Here is a 17,794-nt window from a genome sequence, read left to right on the forward strand (position 1 = left end):
CCCGCCCAGCCGATCCATCCCGGCCGCGCATACGGACCGGGGTGCCGGGCGCACGTGCCGAGACGCGGCACCGGACGCGCGTGCCGTGACCGCGACACCGGACACGCGGGACAAGGCGCGGCGCGACACCGGACGCGTGTGCCGTGACCGCGACACCGGACACGCGGGACGAGGCACGACACCCGGGCACGCGAGACAAGGCGCGACACCGGACACCCGAGACAAGGCGCGACACCGGGCGCACGGGACGGGGGAAGGACCGGGCTGGTGCGGCAGGGCCGTGAGTCGTCTGCGACATCAGCTCCAAAGGACCCACGAGGTCACCTGCGCCGCCCGCTGGTGCTGATCGCCGGCGGGGCCTGGTCCCTCGGCACCCTGGTAGGGCGACCGCCGGGCGCGGGGTGGCCCTGTCGGATGGCCCCTGCCGGGTGGTCCTGCCGGGTGGCCCTGTCGGGTGGCCCTGCCGGGTGGTCCTGCCGGGTGGTCCTGCCGCCCCGGAGGTCGGCGTCAGCGGCGACCCCGGCGGGCGCGGAGGTAGTCGCTGACCACGTACTCGCCGAGGTCGTCGAGGTCCGGGGTGAACATCCGGCCCCGGGAGCGGCGGGCCACCGCGTCGACGAAGCGGCACAGGCCCGGGTCGTCGCCGAGCATGAACAGGTTGAGCGTGGCCCCAGCCCGGGTCAGCCGGTCCACCTCGCGAATCGTCGCCTCGATCGTCGCCGGCAGCGGCGGCCAGTTGAAGTACGCCACACCGTCGTCGGGGTCGAGGTGGGCGGTCGGCTCGCCGTCGGTGACCACCAGGACCACCGGCTCCGCGCCTGGATGGCGGCGCAGGTGCCGGCCGGCCAGCCGCAGCGCGTGCTGGAGGTTCGTGCCCTGCTGGAGGTCCGGCTCCACCGCCGCCAACTCCGCCCGGGTGAGCGGCGCGGCCTCCCGGCCGAAGCCGACGATCTGCAACGCGTCCTGCGGGAACCGGGTCGCCATTAGGTGGGACAGCGCCAGCGCCGTCTGCTTCATCGGCCCCCACCGCCCCTGCGAGATCATCGAGTACGACAGGTCCACGCAGAGCGCCACCGCCGCCGACGCCCGGCGCTCGGTCTCCACCACCTCGAAGTCCGCGGGCGCGAGCTGCACGGGCACGGCCGGCCCGGCCCGGCGGACCGCCCGGCTCAGGGTGCGCACCACGTCGAGCGGCTGCTCGTCGCCGTACTCCCATGGCCGCGACGCCCCGCTGACCTCGCCGGCCGCGCCCGCCGAGCGCAGGTCGTGCTGGCCGCGCGGCCCGGCGGTCAGGTCCGCGAAGACCCGGCGCAGGGCGGTGCCTGCGAGCCGGCGCAGCGCCTTCGGGCTCAGCGTCAGCCCGTCGGAGTCCCGGGTCACCCAGCCCTGCCGGCGCAGCTCCCGCTCCAGCTCCCGCAGCCGGCGCACGCCGTCGGCGGCGTCCCGGCCCAGGGTCCGGGACACCGCGTCGACGTCCACGTCGTCCAGGGTGGCCCCGGGCTGGTCCTGGTCGAGGGCGTCCAGCAGCTCGTCCAGCTCGGCGATCTCGCCGAGCGCGTCGGCCGCCTCGCCGTACCCGAGCGGCTGCTCGCCGCGGACCCGTTCGCCCCGGTTCCAGTTCAGGTCGGGGCGCAGCGCCCGCAGGTTCGCGTCCAGCGCCGCCAGCTCGCCGGCCAGCCGGCCACCGAGGGACTGGCGCATCAGGCCGGCCAGTTCCTCGCGCTGCCGGTCCGACAGGGACCGCATCAGCCGTTCGCCCACCGCCGCGCGCCGGGCCAGCACGTCGACCAGCTCGTCGACGTCCTTCGGCCGCTCCGGGAAGAACTCGCCGTGCCGCCGCATGAACTCGGCGAACGCGTCGGTGGTGTCCTCCGACCGGGCGTGCCGGGCCAGCAGGTCGTTCAGGTCGCGCATCATCTCGGCGAGCTGCCGCTGTACGGCCGGGTCGGCGGCGGCCCGCGTCGCGTCCCGCAGCCCGACGAAGCGCTGCTCCAGCACGTCGCCGCGCAGCCCGTCGAGGATCTGCTGGTACGCCTGCCGGGCCTCGGCACTGGCCCACTCGTACCCGGACAACTCCTGCACGGCGCGGGCGGTGGATCGGGGCAGGTTGTCCAGCACCGCCTCGGCGAACCGCGCCGCCTCGTCGGTGCGCCCGCGCAGCTCGTCCCGCTCGGCGGCGAGGGCCTGGTCGAGCAGCGCCCGGGCCCGGGTCACCGCGCCGTCCAGGTCGCCCCGGCGCAGCGCCTCCCGGCGCAGCCGCCGGGCCCGGGCGGCCAGGTCGTCCAGGCCGTTTCGGCCGTGGAGGCCGCGCCGCAGCAGGTCGCGCAGTGCCTCGCGCAGGCTGCCGCCGGCCAGCACCTCCGCGCCGACCGCGTCGACGGCGGCCCGCACGTCGTACGGCGGGGCGAGCGGGTCGGGCCCGCCGCGCCACTGCCCGTACCGGAACCGGTTGCCGGCCACGGCTCAGCCCCGGCTGCCGTAGACGGTGCGCCCGCTGTCGGTGACGTCCTTGCCGAGCCGGCGGGCCAGGTGCAGCCCCTCCAGGACGAACTCGATGCCGGCCGCCGCCTGCTCCGGGGTCGGCGCGTCGCCCATCCCGAGCCGGTCGAGGGCCTTGGCCAGCCCCGGCACGGTGCCGACCTGACGCAGCAGCTCGGCCGAGGAGACCAGCTCGCCGGTCTCGACCACCCGGCCGTCGTCCACCAGCGCGGTAAAGCCGGACAGGTCCAACCCGGCCAGCCGGGCCCGGAACGTGTCGTCGGTGGCGGTACACAGCAGATGTTCCAGGACCTCGATCTCCCGCCCCTCCTCGCCGCTCTCGAACTCGACCTTGCCGCGCAGCGTCGAGGTCACCGACACGGCGTCGCCGATCCGGGCCACCGGCGCCTCGGACGCCTGATCGGAGCCGGCGGCGAGCAGGCCGGAGCGGCGCAGCGCGGCGGCGGCCACCGTCTCGGCGGCGGCGATGGCGAACCGGGCGGAGACGCCGGAGCGCTGGTCGACCGACGGCGACTCGCGGACTGCGCGGGCGAACCGGGCGAGCACCTCCAGCACGTGCTCCGGCACCTCGCCGACCGGGTCGGCCTCCTGCCGGATCAGCGCCAACTCCAGTTCCAGCTCCAGCGGGTAGTGGGTGTGGACCTCGGCGCCGAACCGGTCCCGGAGCGGGGTGATGATCCGGCCCCGGTTGGTGTAGTCCTCCGGGTTGGCGCTGGCCACCAGGAACAGGTCCAGCGGCAGCCGTAGCTGGTAGCCCCGGATCTGGATGTCCCGCTCCTCCAACACGTTGAGCAGCGCCACCTGGATCCGTTCGGCCAGGTCGGGCAGCTCGTTGATGGCGAAGATGCCTCGGTTGGTGCGGGGCACCAGCCCGAAGTGGATCGTCTCCGGGTCGCCGAGGGTGCGGCCCTGGGCGATTCGGATCGGGTCCACGTCGCCGATCAGGTCGCCGACGCTGGTGTCCGGGGTGGCGAGCTTCTCGCCGTAGCGCAGCGAGCGGTGCAGCCAGGCGACCGGCAGGTCGTCGCCGGCGGACTCGGCCAGGGCGCGGGAGGCGGGGGTGAGCGGGCGCATCGGGTGCTCGTTGAGCACCGAGCCGGCGATGACGGGGGTCCACTCGTCGAGCAACGCCGCCAGCGAGCGGATCAGCCGGGTCTTGCCCTGGCCGCGTTCGCCGAGCAGCACCATGTCGTGGCCGGCGAGCAGCGCCCGCTCGACCTCGGGCAGTACCGTTTCGTCGTACCCGACGATTCCGGGGAAGCGGTCCCCGCCGGTGCGCATCCGGGCGAGGAGGTTGTCTCGGAGTTCCTGCTTGACCGTGCGGTGTCGGTGCCCGGCGGCCCGCAGCTCGCCCAGGGTGGCGGGCAGGTCGGCGGGCGGGACCGGGAGAACCTGGTTGGGCTCAGTCACCCGACCAAGGCTAGCGCGGCACGGCCCGCCGACCCGCCCCGTCACCCGGACGGGGCAGCCCACCGGCGACGGGTGCGTTCAGCGGTGGTCGTCGACGTACCCGTGCGGGTCCTTGTCGGCGAAGCGCAGGTTGCGGCCGTTGGGGTGCTGGCCGTAGAAGGTCAGCCAGCGGGCGCCCAACTCGGCGCGCAGCTCGACGCCGGTGTGCCGGCGGAAGTCCGGCAGCGCCCCGTCCTCCTCCTCGGCGAGGTGCTCGCTGTTCTCCCGGCGGGCCGTCCACACCGCCGCCCACCACTCGTCCGAGCCGACCGGGTGCCGCCGCGACTCGGCGACCGCGTCGCGGATCTTGTTGTGGTCGCCAATGGCGTCGACGGTCTCGTCCTCGCCGTCGTCGCCGTGCCGGACCAGGTGCGGGTAGAGGATCGCCTCCTCGGCCTCGGCGTGGATGTCCAGGTGCAGGGCGAGCGCGTCCCAGATCGCCAGCAGTTCCGCGGGGTCCCGGGTGTCGTCGAGCCGGGCGAAGCCGCGTCGGAAGGCGGCATGGTCGTCGAGGATCAGCGCGGTGACGTCGTCCACGGCCGGCTCACCGCCCCGCCCGGGCGCGGATCAGCTTCGGCACCGCCGCGAGGCCGGTGACCGGGCGGAAGGCGCGGGCGGCGGCGGCCAGCGCCGCGTACTCGTCGTCGGTTAGGTCGATCTCGGCGGCGGCGGCGTTGCGCTCCACCTGTTCCACGCTCGACGCTCCGGGGATGGCCACCACGTTGGGGTGGCGCAGCAGGTAGGCCAGGGCGATCTGGCTGGGCGTGGCGTCGTGCGCGTCGGCCACCTCGCGCAGCGCGCCGATCAGCGCGGCGCCGCGCTCCAGGTTCTCCGGCAGGAAGTACGGGTTGGCCCGGCGCACCGCCCCGCCCGGGGGGTTCCGCGCGTCGTACCGGCCGGACAGGAAGCCCTGGGCGAGCGGGCTGTACGCGATGACGATCCGGCCGGCCTGCTTCGCGTACGGCAGCAGGTCCTCCTCGGGCCTGCGGTCGACCATGCTGTAGCGGACCTGGTTGCTGAGCACCCGCCGGCCGAGCGCGGCCTCGGCGAACCGCCAGCGGCGCAGGTTGTAGTTGCTCACCCCGACCTCGGCGACCAGGCCGACGTCCTGCAACGCCCGCATGCCCCGCATGGTGGTGGTGTCGGCGACCACCGGATTGGCCTGGTGCACCTGGTACAGGTCGATGCTCCGGACGCCGAGCCGGGCCGCCGAGGCGACCGCCCGCTGCTGCACCACCGGGGCGACCGGCAGCAGCGGGAAGACCTTGCTGGCCACCACGACCCTGTCCCGGTCGTCGCCGAGAGCCGCGCCGAGGATCCGCTCGCTGCGGCCGAAGCCGTACACCTCGGCGGTGTCGAACAGGGTGACCCCGAGGTCCAGCGCCCGCCGGACGATGTCGGCGGCCCGGCGCTCGTAGTCGGGCCCGTAGCCCCACTCCTTCGAGCCGAACTGCCAGGTGCCGAGGCCGATCTTGGAGATGGGCTTGGGAGTGCCGAGCTGGACGAAGCGCATCCCCCGAAACTACGCGAAAGGAGGGGCACCTTATCAGCACATTCCACACAGAAAGTCACCCTTCCTCGCCGCCGGCCAGGAGGTTCGCGCCGACGACCCTCCTGCGGGCGCGAGCCTCCCGGGCGCGGGGCGGCGATAGGGTCGGTGGCGTGACCTACCTTGCCGCCGACGAGCGCTACCAGTCCATGCCCTACCGGCGCGCCGGGCGCAGCGGGCTGCGGCTGCCCGCCGTCTCGCTCGGGCTGTGGCACAACTTCGGCCCGGACCGACCGTTCGAGCGGCAGCGGGACATCGTCCGCCGCGCCTTCGACCTCGGGGTCACCCACTTCGATCTGGCCAACAACTACGGCCCGCCGCCGGGCGCCGCCGAGGAGAACTTCGGCCGGCTGCTCGCCACCGACCTCAGGGCGTACCGGGACGAGCTGGTCGTCTCCAGCAAGGCCGGATACCTGATGTGGCCCGGCCCGTACGGCGAGTGGGGCTCCCGCAAGTACCTGGTCTCCTCGCTGGACCAGTCGCTGCGCCGCCTCGGGCTGGAGTACGTCGACGTCTTCTACTCGCACCGGTTCGACCCGGACACCCCGCTGGAGGAGACGATGGGCGCGCTCGACGCGATCGTCCGCTCCGGCAAGGCGCTCTACGTGGGCGTCTCCAACTACGACTCGGAGCAGACCGAGCGGGCCGCCGCGATCCTGCGCGAGCTGGGCACGCCGCTGCTGATCAACCAGCCGTCGTACTCGATGCTCAATCGCTGGACGGAGGACGACGGCCTGCTGGACACGCTGGAGCGGGTCGGCGCGGGCTGCATCGCGTACAGCCCGCTCGCCCAGGGCCTGCTCACCGACCGCTACCTGGGCGGCATCCCCGCCGACTCCCGGGTGCGCACCAGCGTCTTCCTCAACGAGAGCGACCTCGACGAGAAGAAGATGACCACCGTCCGGGCGCTCGGCGCGATCGCCGAGCGGCGCGGCCAGTCGCTGGCCCAGCTTGCGCTCGCCTGGGCGCTGCGCGACCCGCGAATGACCAGCCTGATCATCGGCGCGAGCAGCGTCCCCCAGTTGGAGGCGAACGTGGCGGCGCTGGACAACCTCGACTTCACCGCCGAGGAACTGGCCGAGATCGACGGCCACCTCGACTGAGCCGCACCACATGACCTCGTCAGTGGATGTCCACGATGGCAACCCGCGAAAGAACGCCTTCAGTACGGCGAGGTCGTAACCCTCCTCCGGCACCGGGTTCCACTCGGGCGGCGCTGACCGGGTAGTCCCCGGTCGTAAGCCCCGGCCCTGAAGCGATGTAGTGAAGAGGTTCGACCGCCACCGGTGTCACCTCCCGCACGCCTCGTGACGTTTCCCCACCGGAGGTGGACGGATGGAGAGCTTCGACGAGGTGATCGGTGCCCGGTTGCCGGCCCTGCTGCGGTACGCGGCGGTGCTGGCCGGGGATCGGGACCTGGCTCAGGACGTGGTGCAGGACGCGCTGATCCGCGCGCACGCCCGCTGGGGCCGGATCAGCCGGATGGACCGGCCGGACCTCTACCTGCGCCGGATGGTGCTCACCGAGTACCTGTCCTGGCACCGGCGGAAGGCCCGACGGGCAGCCCTGTTCGAGGCCCGGCGGGCCCCGGTCGAACACGGCCCCGACCACGCCGTCGGGCACGCCGAGCGCGACGACCTGTGGGCCCGGCTCGCCGCGCTGCCGGAACGGCAGCGGGCGGTGCTGGTGCTGCGCTACTACGAGGACCTTTCCGACCCGGAGATCGCCGAGGTCCTCCAGTGTGCCGTCGGATCGGTACGGGTCTACCGGGCCCGCGCGTTCGCCGCCCTCAGATTGGAACTCGAACTGGAGGAGAGCCGATGAGTACTCGACTGAACCGGGCGCTGGCCGAGGGGGAGCGCCACTCTCCAGACCCCACGGAGGTTCTGGCCGGTATCCGGGCCGGGGTGCGGCGGAGCCGCCGCCGTCGGCGGTTCGCGGTGGCGGGAGCGGCCGGCGCGGCCGTACTGGTGCTGGCCGGCGGCGGGTTCCTGGTCCAACGGCTTCCGATCCCGCCGGTCGGGGCGACGCCGGCGACCGACCGGGTCGACGCCGCCGCAGCCGCCGGGCCCGTCCAGCCGCAGCCGTGCCGGCTGAGCTTCGGCTGGCTGCCGACGGGGTTGTCCGCGCCGTCGCGAACGTGTGGGCCGGGTGACCAGGGCGTGCTCTACCCGATAGATGGCGGCCCCTACCTACGGGTCGACGTGGACTACTCCGGGTGGCAGCCTCCCCTGTCCAGGAAGGGCTGGGAGCCGATGGTGGTCAACGGCCGCACCGGCAGGATGGCGGTCCGGGACACCCGTGCCCTCGTGCTGTTCCCGCTTCCCTCGGGCCGCTGGGTCAACTTCGAGTACGGCGTCGGACAGCCCGGCGGTCCGCGTACGGAGAAGCTGGGCGAGACGGCGAAGCGGATCGCCGAGGGCATCGGCGAGACCGTGGCCGGGACGGTGCGCGTCCCGTTCGCGCCGACCTACCTGCCGCGAGGGCAGCGCTTCGTGGCGGCCCTCGGCGGCACCGCGTCCGGCCTCATCTACCGGGAGGGCTCCGGCCGGGTGCTCGACCGGAAGCCGGCCCAGGGAGCAACCGAGGATGGGATCCCCACCGACCGGCCCACGATCGACTACGGCGTCGGGTACTCGATCCGTTGGGACCCGGCAGGGTCGGAGCCGACGGGGAGAGAACTGGGCGAGCGCGCGGACCGGGATGTGCAGGGCCTGCCGACGTACCTGGTGAACCGGGGCAGAATGGTAATCGTCGACGGCTTCCACGGCGGCCGGTTGTCCGTGTTTTTGAACGGGCCCGAGCCGGTTCTTCCGACCGCGCCCTCGGCGCCGCCGACGGGCAAGTTGAACAAGCCCGAGCCCATTCTTCCGACCGTGCCCTCGGCGCCGCCGACGGGCGAGTTGCTCCGGATCGCCGAGGGCATCCGCTGGATGGGATGAGCCGGCCCGTTACGCACCGATGAGGGGCATCGGCCCTCCGACCGGGCGCCCACCGGGCAAGCCCCGGGCCGGTCGGAGGGCGGACCCGGGGCGGCGCGAACGCCATCGGTGCCGGGCGTCGATATATGGGTCGAACGCGCTAATCCGGTCGCTGGGCCCGACGCTCGCCGCGATCGATGTCGCTATCCCGATGAGCAGGCCGACGTACCACCGGTCCCGCGGTTCGCGGCCGGTCGGGTGCGGTGGTGGTGAGTCGGCGGGACACCAGGGGCGGCCTCGGGCGGGGTCGGGTCCGAACACCAGCACGGTCAGAATGCTGAGCAGGAACAGCGTCGGCAGCGCCCGCAAAGGCTGCGGGGTATCGACCCCCTGCCACTGCGGTCGAACTCGGTGTAGTGCACCCGCCAGTCGCCGGTACGCCGGACGAACAGCGGACCGGAACGGTCGGTGAACATCCCCGCACGACATGGGGAGTGGCGGCCATCACATGATTGGCCGTGCCGGGTCATGGGTCCCGCCCGGGGTCAAATGAGGGTCAAATGATCAAGGGCTTGCTCGCCGTGATTGGCGAACAAGCCCTTGATCATTTGCTTCAAGGTGGAGCCGAGGGGACTCGAACCCCTGACCCCCACACTGCCAGTGTGGTGCGCTACCAGCTGCGCCACGGCCCCTTGTCTTCGCTCCCGGTTGCCCGGGCACGGAGAGAACTATACACACGCCGGCCGTCATGGTCATCTCGCGGGCCCCACTCGCGGGTCAGTTCAGCGCGACGTCCGGCGGGAAGTGGGCGACCGCCGCCATCATCCCGCCCTGCCGGCGCAGCACCATCGGCCACAGGTCGTCCGGGCGGTCGACGAAGGCGTCCCCGGGCAGCGCGTCGAGGACGAACCAGGAGCCGTCCTCGATCTCCTGCTCCAGTTGGCCCGCCCCCCAGCCGGAGTAGCCGGCGAAGACCCGGATGCTGCCGATGCTCTCCCGCATCCGCTCCGGGTCGGCGGAGAGGTCGATCGTGCCGACGGCGCCGGAGACCTGGTGGAAGCCGCGCAGCCGCTTGACCGGGTTGCGCATCCGGGCCAGGCAGATCGCCGAGTCGGGCTGCACCGGCCCGCCCTCGAACAGCACCGCCGGGTCCCGGGCCAGGGCGCTCCAGTCGCCGAGGACGTCGGCGACCGGGACCTCGGTGGCCCGGTTGAGCACCACGCCCAGCGCCCCGCCCGGCTCGTGCGCGACGAGCAGCACCACCGTCCGGTCGAAGTTCGGGTCCTTGAGCGTCGGGGTCGCGACCAGCAGCCGTCCGGTCATCGACTCCATCGCACGCCCGCCGATCGCCTGGTCTTCTCCCTGCATGTCGGACATCCGTCAGCCACGCGCCGGGGGACGGGGGGCGTCGCCCCGGAGACAGGCACCGCGCCCGGCCCGGACGGCACCGACGCCGGGGCCGACCGGGGAACTGGCCGGCCACACCCGATCGGCACGGGACTCCGCGCTCATCCGTGCTGTCAACGCCATGCCTGGCACCATAGCTTGCGGTCGGGGCGGTGGCTAAGGTCTGACCGGTGGGTGATCGACTGGGACCGGAGGGGGCGACGATGGGGTCGACGGCGGACATCGCGGTGATCGGCGGCTCGGGGCTCTACGCCCTCCTGGAGGGCGCCACCGAGCACCGGGTCGAGACGCCGTACGGGGAGCCGTCGGACGCGGTGACGGTCGCCGAGGTGGGCGGCCGGCGGGTGGCGTTCCTGCCCCGCCACGGGCGCGACCACCGGCACCCGCCGCACCTGATCCCGTACCGGGCGAACCTGTGGGCGCTGCGGTCGCTCGGGGTACGCCAGGTGCTCGCCCCGTGCGCGGTCGGCGGGCTGCGCCCCGAGCTGGGACCGGGCAGCTTCGTGGTGCCGGACCAACTCGTCGACCGCACCAACGGCCGGGTCCAGACGTACTACGACCGGGGCGCGGTGCACGTCACCTTCGCCGACCCGTACTGCCCGGTGGGCCGCCGGACGCTGCTCGACGCGGCGGCCGGTCGGGGGGTGTCGGCGGTCGACGGCGGCACGATGGTGGTGGTGGAGGGGCCCCGGTTCTCCACCCGGGCGGAGTCGCGCTGGTTCACCGCGATCGGCGGGGCGGTGGTCAACATGACCGGTCACCCGGAGGCGGTGCTGGCCCGGGAACTGGCCCTCTGTTACACCCCGATCGCCCTGGTCACCGACCTGGACGCGGGGGTGGAGGGCGGCGAGTCGGTGACCCAGGAGGAGGTCTTCCGGGTCTTCGGCGAGAACACCGACCGGCTGCGCGGGGTGCTGCTGGACGCGGTCGCCGCCCTGCCGGCCGCACGAAACTGCCCGTGCGGGCGGGCGCTGGACGGGATCAAGCTGCCCTTCGCGCTCCCCTGACGCGGGCCGACGTGACGGCGATCACTGCGGACTGGGGCGAATCGCCCGATAGGTGAGCCTGTTCCAGATAGATTCGGCAGGTCGGGGGCCCGATCGCCGCGTCGTCTCCGGCGAGGAGGCAGCCCGCGCCGCGACACGGAGGCCCACCGATGGCAACGGTCCGCGAGACGACGTACGACCTGCTCCGGGCGCTGGGCCTGACCACCGTCTTCGGCAACCCCGGCTCCACCGAGGAGCCGTTCCTGCAGGACTTCCCCGCCGACTTCCGCTACGTGCACGCCCTGCACGAGGCGTCCGCGGTCGGGATGGCCGACGGGTACGCCCAGGCCACCGGCCGCCCCGCGCACGTCAACCTGCACACCGCCCCGGGCACCGGAAACGGCATGGGCAACCTGGTCACCGCCTGGCACAACAAGACACCGCTGATCGTCACCGCCGGCCAGCAGACCCGGGAGATGCTGCTGATCGAGCCCCGGCTGACCAGCCCCCGGGCGGCCGAGCTGACCCAGCCGTACGTCAAGTGGAGCTACGAGCCGCCCCGCGCGCAGGACATCCCGGCGGCGTTCATGCGGGCGTACGCCACGGCGGTGCAGCCGCCGGCCGGGCCGGTCTTCCTCTCCCTGCCGCTGGACGACTGGCAGCAGCCGGCGTCCGGGGCGCCCGAGGTGCGCAGCGTGGCCAGCCGGTACGCCCCGGACCCGTCCCGGCTGCGGGAGTTCGCCGCCACGGTGGCCGCCAGCCGCTCCCCGGTGCTCGTCCTGGGCGGGGCGGTCGACCGGGCCGGCGCATGGCCGGCGGCGGTCGCGCTGGCCGAGCGGCTGGCCGTCCCGGTCTGGTCCGCACCGGCCCCGGAACGGGCCGCGTTCCCCGAGGACCACCCGTACTACCGGGGCGTGCTGCCGTACGCGATCGGGCCGCTGGCCGAGGCGCTGCGCGGGCACGACACGGTGCTGGTGGTCGGCGCGCCGGTGTTCCGGTACTACCCGCACGTGCCCGGGGACTACCTGCCCGCCGGCACCCGGCTGCTGCACGTCACCGACGACCCGGAGGAGACCGCCCGCGCCCCGGTCGGGGACAGCCTGCTCGGCGATCCGGGCCTGGCGCTGGCCGCCCTGGTCGACCTGATCCCGGCGGCCGAGCGCCCGCCCCCGCCGCCCCGGCCCGCCCCGGAGCCGCCCGACCCGGGCCCGCCGCTGAGCCCGGACGGCCTCTTCGCCGCCCTGGCCCGGCACTGGCCACCCGACGGGGTGCTGGTGCAGGAGTCACCGTCCAACCTGGCCGCGCTGCGCCGCCGGCTACCGGTCACCCGCCCCGCGTCGTACTTCACCATGGCCAGCGGCGGCCTCGGTTTCGGGCTGCCCGCGGCCGTCGGGATCGCGCTGGCCGAGCGGGACACCGGGCGGGACCGCCCGGTGGTCGCCGTGATCGGGGACGGCTCGTTCCACTACTCGGTGCAGGCCCTGTGGACGGCCGCACGGCTGCGCCTGCCGCTCACCGTCGTGGTCCCGGTCAACCAGCAGTACGCGATCCTCAAGTCGTTCGCCGAACTGAAGCACACCCCCGGGGTGCCCGGCCTCGACCTGCCGGGCCTGGACATCGGCGCGGTGGCCCGGGGCTACGGCTGCGCCGCCACCGTGGTCGAGGAGCCCGAGCGGTTGGGCGACGCGCTGCGCGCGGCGCGCGCCGCGCACCGGCCCACCGTGCTGCCCGTGCCGATCAGCACCACCGTGCCGCGGCTGCTCTGAGCACCGGGCCGGCTCAGGGGCGGACGACCAGCGGTGCGCCGGTGGCCACGTCGAGCACCGGGCGGTCGCCGAGCGGCGCCTTCAGCGTGGCGGTGACCGGCTTGACCAGAAGCTGGTCCGTGCAGATGCCGGTGGCCGGGGTGACGCCGCCGCCGACCACCACCACGTCGTCGCGTTCCTGCACCAGCGGGGTGGCGCCGGTGTCGCACGCGCCGACGCCGATCCGCCAGGTCAGCCGGGCCCCGTCGACGGCCTGGAGGCTCTCCGCGCCGACCACGCCCTCGGGCGCCGGGCGGATGGGCGCGACGCCCCGGGGCACGGCGGTGACCGCGCCGGGATCGACGGCGAGCCGGGCCACCAGGGCCCTCAGCTCCGCCACGGTGAACACCCAGGCGGGAACGTGGGCCTTGCCCCGGCTGGTGTGCACCGGCGCGGTGCCGAGCCGCACGGCGGTGACGGTCAGCGGCAGGCAGGCGGTCGACGGCGCGTTGCTGACCGGGCCGTCCGGCCCCGGCTCGACGGTCGGGCGCAGATCGCGGGTCGGACCGTCCGGGCCGGGCTCAATGACGGGGCCGGACGTGGACTCGGGCTTGGGCCGGAAGCCCGGGCGCTTCTCGGGCGTCGGCTGCCGCGGCCGTCCCTCGCACGGCGGCGGGTCGCCCTGGTCGAGCTGCCGGTACGCCGTCGCGGCACTGACCAGCGGCACGCTCAGCGTCGCGTCGGGGAAGCGGATGGCGGTATTGCCCGGCTCGTCGGTCGGCACCGCGATCTGCTCCCGGTACCAGCCGTTGCGGAACGCCTGCTCGGTCTCGGGGGTGAAGTCGGGATCGCCGAGCAGCACGGTCGGCTCCTGGAGCAGCACGTACCCGGCCGTCCAGGCGGTCCCGGGCCGCCACGCCTCGGCCACCTCGACGGCCCGCTGGTGGAACGGCTCCCACCGGTCGTCGGCGCCGCCGCCCGGCTCCGACCCGGCCGGGGCGCACCCGGCCGCGATGACGATCAGGGGCAGGCCCACCAGGGCGAGAACGCGACGCATGCCCGTTCGACGCGCCCGCGCCGGCCCCGGTTCCCCCGGCCCCGGTTCCCGGCCTCCGCACCGGTCCCGCCGGTCCCGCCGGCCGCAGCGGCCTCATGATCCTCTGTCGGGACCAGCGGACGACCCGCCGCGTCCGCCCGCCGTTTCCAGCAGACGCCGCCAAGGGGCCGGACACGACTGTGCGCCCCGGTCCGGTGGATCGGGGCGCACAGGTGAGGTGGTGGAGGTGCCGGGAATCGAACCCGGGTCCTTCGCCGGTTTGTCAGGGCTTCTCCGAGCGCAGCTCGCTATGCCTCTACTCGGCCCCACCGCTCATGCGAGCGAGTTGGTGTGACGGGCCCAGTCGCTGATTGATCTCGCCGCACGGACCCCGCGACCGGGTCCGATTGGCCAGCCCTCTAGCTGATGCCGGCTGACTGGGACGAAGGCGTTCCCAGGCCGACAGACTTAGCTACTCGCCTCAGGCGGCGAGAGCGAAGTCAGCGCGATTGTTCTTGGCGCTTATTGGTTTCCGACGACCGATTCTCGAGACGACGTCGGCTTCCTCGGCTCGCTTCCCCTGTCGCTGCGTACGAAGTCGAAACCAGTCACCCCCTCGACGGGCCGCCCCTGTCGGCGGCACCACACAAGCGTAACGCCTTCCGCAACCGGTTTCATCCCGAGGCCCGCTCCGGCGTGCCGGAGCGGACGAACGGGACGAATCAGTCGTCCATCCCCTTGCCGCGCCGGCCCACGACCCGGGCGATCTCCCGGTCCGCGTCCCGCTTGGCGAGGTCCTGCCGCTTGTCGTACGACTTCTTGCCCTTGGCCAGGGCGATCTCCACCTTGGCCCAGCCGTCGGAGAAGTAGACCTGCAACGGGACCATGGTCAGGCCGCCCTCGCGGGTCTTGCCGATCAGCCGGTCGATCTCCAGCCGCTTGAGCAGCAGCTTGCGGGTGCGCCGGGGCTCGTGGTTGGTCCAGGTGCCCTGGGTGTACTCCGGGATGTGCATGCCGTGCAGGTAGAGCTCGCCGTCGCGCTCCTGGGCGAACGCGTCGACCAGCGACGCCCGCCCGGCCCGCAGCGACTTGACCTCGGTGCCGGTCAGCGCCATGCCCGCCTCGTACGTGTCGAGGATGGCGTAGTCGTGGCGCGCCTTCTTGTTGGAGGCGACGACCTTGCGCCCCTTCTCCCGTGGCATCGGCGCCACCTCCCCTCGTGTGGCTCCCGGCCGGGCCGGAAGCGGAGATCATGCTACCCGAACGACAAGGACCCTCCGGCGCGGATTATTCCGCGCCGGAGGGCCCTGCCACGCCGGACGGGCCCCGGGGTGACTAGACCCGCAGGTAGAACCGGAGGGTCACCCAGGCGGTGATGGCGCTGACCAGACCGCCCACGCCGGCCATGATCGGGAAAACGACGAGGATGTCGCCCCAGGTGACCGGGGAGAGCAGCCCTTGAAGGTCGCTGAGCGCGCCGTCGAACAGCAGGTACTTCGCCGCGATCAGGGCTATCAGGGCGAGCAACGAGCCGATCAGTCCGGCGACCACGGCCTCCAGCACGAACGGCGCCTGGATGAACCAGTTGGACGCGCCGACCAGCTTCATGACCGCGACCTCACGCCGCTTGCTGTACGCCGCGACCTGGATCGTGTTCGCGACCAGCAGCAACGCGGCGATGGCCATCACCGCCGCGGCCGCCAGGGCGATGTTCTGGATCGAGGTGAGGATCTTGAAGATCTTGTCCAGGAGCTGGCTCTGGTCGACGATCTCGTCGACGCCCTCGGTGTCCTTGTACTGGTTGTAGATCTCCCGATACTGCTCGGGGTTGACCAGCTTGAGCCGGAACGACTCGGGCAGACTGTCCGCCTTGACCGCGCTCAGCAGGTCGGGCGCGTCCTGGAACATCTCCTGGAAGCGCTTGTACGCCTCGGCCTTGTCGACGAAGATGACCTCCTTGACCAGAGGATCGCTCTTCAGCTTGGTGTGCAGGTCGGCGCGCTGCTGCTCGTTGGCCTCCTTGGTCAGGAAGATCGAGACCTCGATGTTCTTGTAGTAGAGGTCCTTCATGTCGTTCACCTGGCTGTACATCAAGCCGCTGGCGCCGAGCATGGTCAACGACACGGCCATCGTGATGATCATCGCGATGGTCATTGTCACGTTGCGCCACAGTCCGACCAGTACCTCGGACAGGACGTATTTCAAGCGCATCGGGAATTCCTCCGGGTCTCCGGCGTGAGGTGATCGTCGTCAGACTGCACAGGGGTGGATCGCCGGCTCACCCGTAGACGCCGCGGGCCTGGTCGCGCACGATGCGACCGCTCTCGATCTCGATGACCCGACGCCGCATCTGGTTCACGATGTTGGAGTCGTGGGTGACCATCACGACGGTCGTGCCGGTGCGGTTGATCCGGTCCAGCAGGCGCATGATCTCGATCGACGTGTCCGGGTCCAGGTTTCCGGTCGGCTCGTCCGCGAGCAGGATCAGCGGGCGGTTCACGAACGCCCGGGCGACGGCGACCCGCTGCTGCTCACCACCGGAGAGCTCGTGCGGGTAGCGGTGCTCCTTGCCACCGAGCCCGACCAGCTCCAGCACCTCGGGAACGACCCGGCGGGCGACTGCCTTGGTCTTGCCGATCACCTCGAGGGCGAAGGCCACGTTCTCGTACGCGGTGCGGTTCGGCAGCAGCCGGAAGTCCTGGAAGACGCAGCCGATCGAACGCCGGAAGTGCGGTCGCTTCCAGGAGCGCATCGAGGTGGACTTGCCGGAGCCTGATGGACCGATGAAGAAGACGAACTCGCCCTTCTCGATCGAGACGGACACGTTGTCGAGCGAAGGCCGGGACGCCTTCGGGTACGTCTTCGTCACTTGCTCAAGCTGAATCACGGGTGGTGAGTCTACGCGGTGTAACCGATGAACCAAGCCCCGCGCCCCGCCGATGCGAGGCGCGTCATCGAAACATCCGGTTAAGGGTAGATCGACGACGCGCTCCGCCCGCGAGCGATCACGCTGCGTCGCCGGCAAGCTGGCGCTGCTTGCGCCAACGGATACCGGCTTCGATGAAGCTGTCCAACTCGCCGTCGAAGACCGCGCTCGGATTGCCGGTCTCCTGCTCGGTTCGGAGATCCTTCACCATCTGATACGGGTGCAGGACGTACGAGCGCATCTGGTCGCCCCACGAGCCGGCGGCGTCGGTCTTCAGGCCCTCCAGCTTGGCCTGCTCCTCCTGCCGCTTGCGCTCCAGCAGCCGGGACTGGAGCACCCGCAGCGCGGACGCCTTGTTCTGGAGCTGGGACTTCTCGTTCTGGCAGGTGACCACGATGCCGGTGGGGACGTGGGTGATCCGCACCGCCGAGTCGGTGGTGTTGACGCTCTGCCCGCCCGGGCCGGAGGACCGGTAGACGTCGATCCGCATCTCGTTCTCGGGGATGTCGATGTGGTCGGTCTGCTCGGTCACCGGCAGCACCTCGACGCCGGCGAAGCTGGTCTGCCTGCGGCCCTGGTTGTCGAAGGGGCTGATCCGCACGAGGCGGTGGGTGCCGGACTCCACGCTGAGGGTGCCGTAGGCGTACGGGACCTTGACCGCGAAGGTCGCGGACTTCAGGCCCGCCTCCTCGGCGTACGAGGTCTCGTAGACCTCGGTGGGGTAGCCGTGCCGCTCGGCCCAGCGCAGGTACATCCGCAGCAGCATCTCGGCGAAGTCGGCCGCGTCCACGCCGCCGGCCCCGGCCCGGATCGCCACCAGCGCCTCCCGCGAGTCGTACTCGCCGGAGAGCAGGGTGCGGACCTCCATGTCCTGGATGGCCTTGGTGAGCCCGCCGATCTCGGTCTCCACCTCGGTGAGCACCCCGGAGTCGTCCTCGGCCTCGGCCAGCTCCAGCAGCACGCGGGCGTCGTCGAGCCGGGAGCGCAGGCTGCCCAGCTTGCTGATCTCGCCGTTGACGTACGAGAGCTGGGAGGTCACCTGCTGCGCCTTGGCTTGGTCGTCCCACAGGTCCGGCGCGGAGGCCTGCTCCTCGAGCCGGGCCTTGTCCTCGTGCAGCCGGTCGAGGTTGAGCACGGCCTCGATGTTGCGCAGGGTGGCGTCGAGGTCCTTGAGCTGTTCGGCGTAATCGGCAGCGGTCACGACAGACAAGCCTACTGCGAGCGCGGGAGGTCGGCTTGCGAGCCCCGCGGTGACGGGCGAAAAGTGTCCGCCCGA

General features: G+C 72.6%; 15 protein-coding genes, 1 tRNA gene and 1 other RNA gene. 5 read left to right on the forward strand and 12 right to left on the reverse strand.

Annotated elements, in window-relative coordinates; translation table 11 throughout:
- Positions 1 to 507 precede the first annotated feature (507 nt).
- The 4 genes from OOK41_RS28345 to OOK41_RS28360 all read right to left on the reverse strand — a co-directional run bounded on the left by OOK41_RS28345 (position 508) and on the right by OOK41_RS28360 (position 5,461).
- Positions 508 to 2,460 (reverse strand): VWA domain-containing protein, encoded by a 1,953-nt coding sequence (locus OOK41_RS28345; protein WP_266267329.1) that lies wholly within the window; start codon positions 2,458 to 2,460, stop codon positions 508 to 510.
- A 3-nt stretch (positions 2,461 to 2,463) separates the two neighbouring features.
- Entirely contained in the window at positions 2,464 to 3,909 is a 1,446-nt protein-coding gene (locus tag OOK41_RS28350; RefSeq protein WP_266267330.1) for a magnesium chelatase, read from the reverse strand.
- Between the two features lie 78 nt (positions 3,910 to 3,987).
- The gene (locus OOK41_RS28355; protein WP_266267331.1) at positions 3,988 to 4,485 is read right to left on the reverse strand and encodes a hemerythrin domain-containing protein; all 498 of its coding nucleotides are present in this window, start codon (positions 4,483 to 4,485) and stop codon (positions 3,988 to 3,990) included.
- Between the two features lie 7 nt (positions 4,486 to 4,492).
- A complete protein-coding gene (locus tag OOK41_RS28360; protein WP_266267332.1) occupies positions 4,493 to 5,461 on the reverse strand; it encodes an aldo/keto reductase in 969 nt (322 codons plus the stop codon).
- Between the two features lie 149 nt (positions 5,462 to 5,610).
- Here OOK41_RS28360 and mgrA point away from each other — a divergent pair, with 149 nt between their 5' ends.
- The 3 genes from mgrA to OOK41_RS28375 all read left to right on the forward strand — a co-directional run bounded on the left by mgrA (position 5,611) and on the right by OOK41_RS28375 (position 8,439).
- A complete protein-coding gene (gene mgrA, locus OOK41_RS28365; RefSeq protein WP_266267333.1) occupies positions 5,611 to 6,600 on the forward strand; it encodes an L-glyceraldehyde 3-phosphate reductase in 990 nt (329 codons plus the stop codon).
- Between the two features lie 232 nt (positions 6,601 to 6,832).
- The gene (locus OOK41_RS28370) at positions 6,833 to 7,321 is read left to right on the forward strand and encodes a SigE family RNA polymerase sigma factor (RefSeq protein ID WP_266267334.1); all 489 of its coding nucleotides are present in this window, start codon (positions 6,833 to 6,835) and stop codon (positions 7,319 to 7,321) included.
- A complete protein-coding gene (locus tag OOK41_RS28375) occupies positions 7,318 to 8,439 on the forward strand; it encodes a hypothetical protein (protein WP_266267335.1) in 1,122 nt (373 codons plus the stop codon). The genes OOK41_RS28370 and OOK41_RS28375 overlap by 4 nt, the downstream gene beginning before the upstream one ends.
- A 598-nt stretch (positions 8,440 to 9,037) precedes the next feature.
- Here the strand turns inward: OOK41_RS28375 and OOK41_RS28380 are convergent.
- Positions 9,038 to 9,110, reverse strand: a tRNA-Ala gene (locus tag OOK41_RS28380).
- Between the two features lie 85 nt (positions 9,111 to 9,195).
- The gene (locus tag OOK41_RS28385) at positions 9,196 to 9,786 is read right to left on the reverse strand and encodes a YqgE/AlgH family protein (protein WP_117666887.1); all 591 of its coding nucleotides are present in this window, start codon (positions 9,784 to 9,786) and stop codon (positions 9,196 to 9,198) included.
- 242 nt (positions 9,787 to 10,028) lie between these two features.
- Here OOK41_RS28385 and OOK41_RS28390 point away from each other — a divergent pair, with 242 nt between their 5' ends.
- Both OOK41_RS28390 and mdlC read left to right on the forward strand, forming a co-directional pair.
- Positions 10,029 to 10,832, forward strand: coding sequence for an S-methyl-5'-thioadenosine phosphorylase (locus OOK41_RS28390; protein ID WP_266268025.1), 804 nt, complete (start codon positions 10,029 to 10,031; stop codon positions 10,830 to 10,832).
- Positions 10,833 to 10,981: 149 nt separating this feature from the next.
- Positions 10,982 to 12,577: a benzoylformate decarboxylase gene (gene mdlC, locus OOK41_RS28395; RefSeq protein ID WP_266267336.1), complete on the forward strand. Its 1,596-nt coding sequence runs from the start codon at positions 10,982 to 10,984 to the stop codon at positions 12,575 to 12,577.
- Positions 12,578 to 12,590: 13 nt separating this feature from the next.
- On the opposite strand, the gene OOK41_RS28400 is transcribed toward mdlC, so the two are convergent.
- From OOK41_RS28400 to prfB, 6 genes are all read right to left on the reverse strand, one after another.
- Complete coding sequence (locus tag OOK41_RS28400) at positions 12,591 to 13,613, reverse strand: hypothetical protein (RefSeq protein ID WP_266267337.1); 1,023 nt, start codon at positions 13,611 to 13,613, stop codon at positions 12,591 to 12,593.
- A gap of 218 nt (positions 13,614 to 13,831) precedes the next feature.
- Positions 13,832 to 14,208: a transfer-messenger RNA gene (gene ssrA / locus OOK41_RS28405) on the reverse strand.
- A gap of 106 nt (positions 14,209 to 14,314) precedes the next feature.
- Positions 14,315 to 14,794 (reverse strand): SsrA-binding protein SmpB, encoded by a 480-nt coding sequence (smpB, locus tag OOK41_RS28410; RefSeq protein ID WP_091083942.1) that lies wholly within the window; start codon positions 14,792 to 14,794, stop codon positions 14,315 to 14,317.
- 133 nt (positions 14,795 to 14,927) lie between these two features.
- Entirely contained in the window at positions 14,928 to 15,803 is an 876-nt protein-coding gene (gene ftsX, locus OOK41_RS28415) for a permease-like cell division protein FtsX (RefSeq protein ID WP_266267338.1), read from the reverse strand.
- 67 nt (positions 15,804 to 15,870) lie between these two features.
- Positions 15,871 to 16,479 carry a cell division ATP-binding protein FtsE gene (locus OOK41_RS28420; RefSeq protein ID WP_266267339.1) on the reverse strand — a complete coding sequence of 203 codons (609 nt, stop codon included), beginning with the start codon at positions 16,477 to 16,479 and terminating at the stop codon, positions 15,871 to 15,873.
- Between the two features lie 118 nt (positions 16,480 to 16,597).
- Positions 16,598 to 17,719 (reverse strand): peptide chain release factor 2, encoded by a 1,122-nt coding sequence (prfB, locus tag OOK41_RS28425; protein WP_266267340.1) that lies wholly within the window; start codon positions 17,717 to 17,719, stop codon positions 16,598 to 16,600.
- Between the last annotated feature and the right edge of the window lie 75 nt (positions 17,720 to 17,794).

The organism is Micromonospora sp. NBC_01655 (assembly GCF_026339755.1).
Lineage (GTDB): Bacteria > Actinomycetota > Actinomycetes > Mycobacteriales > Micromonosporaceae > Micromonospora.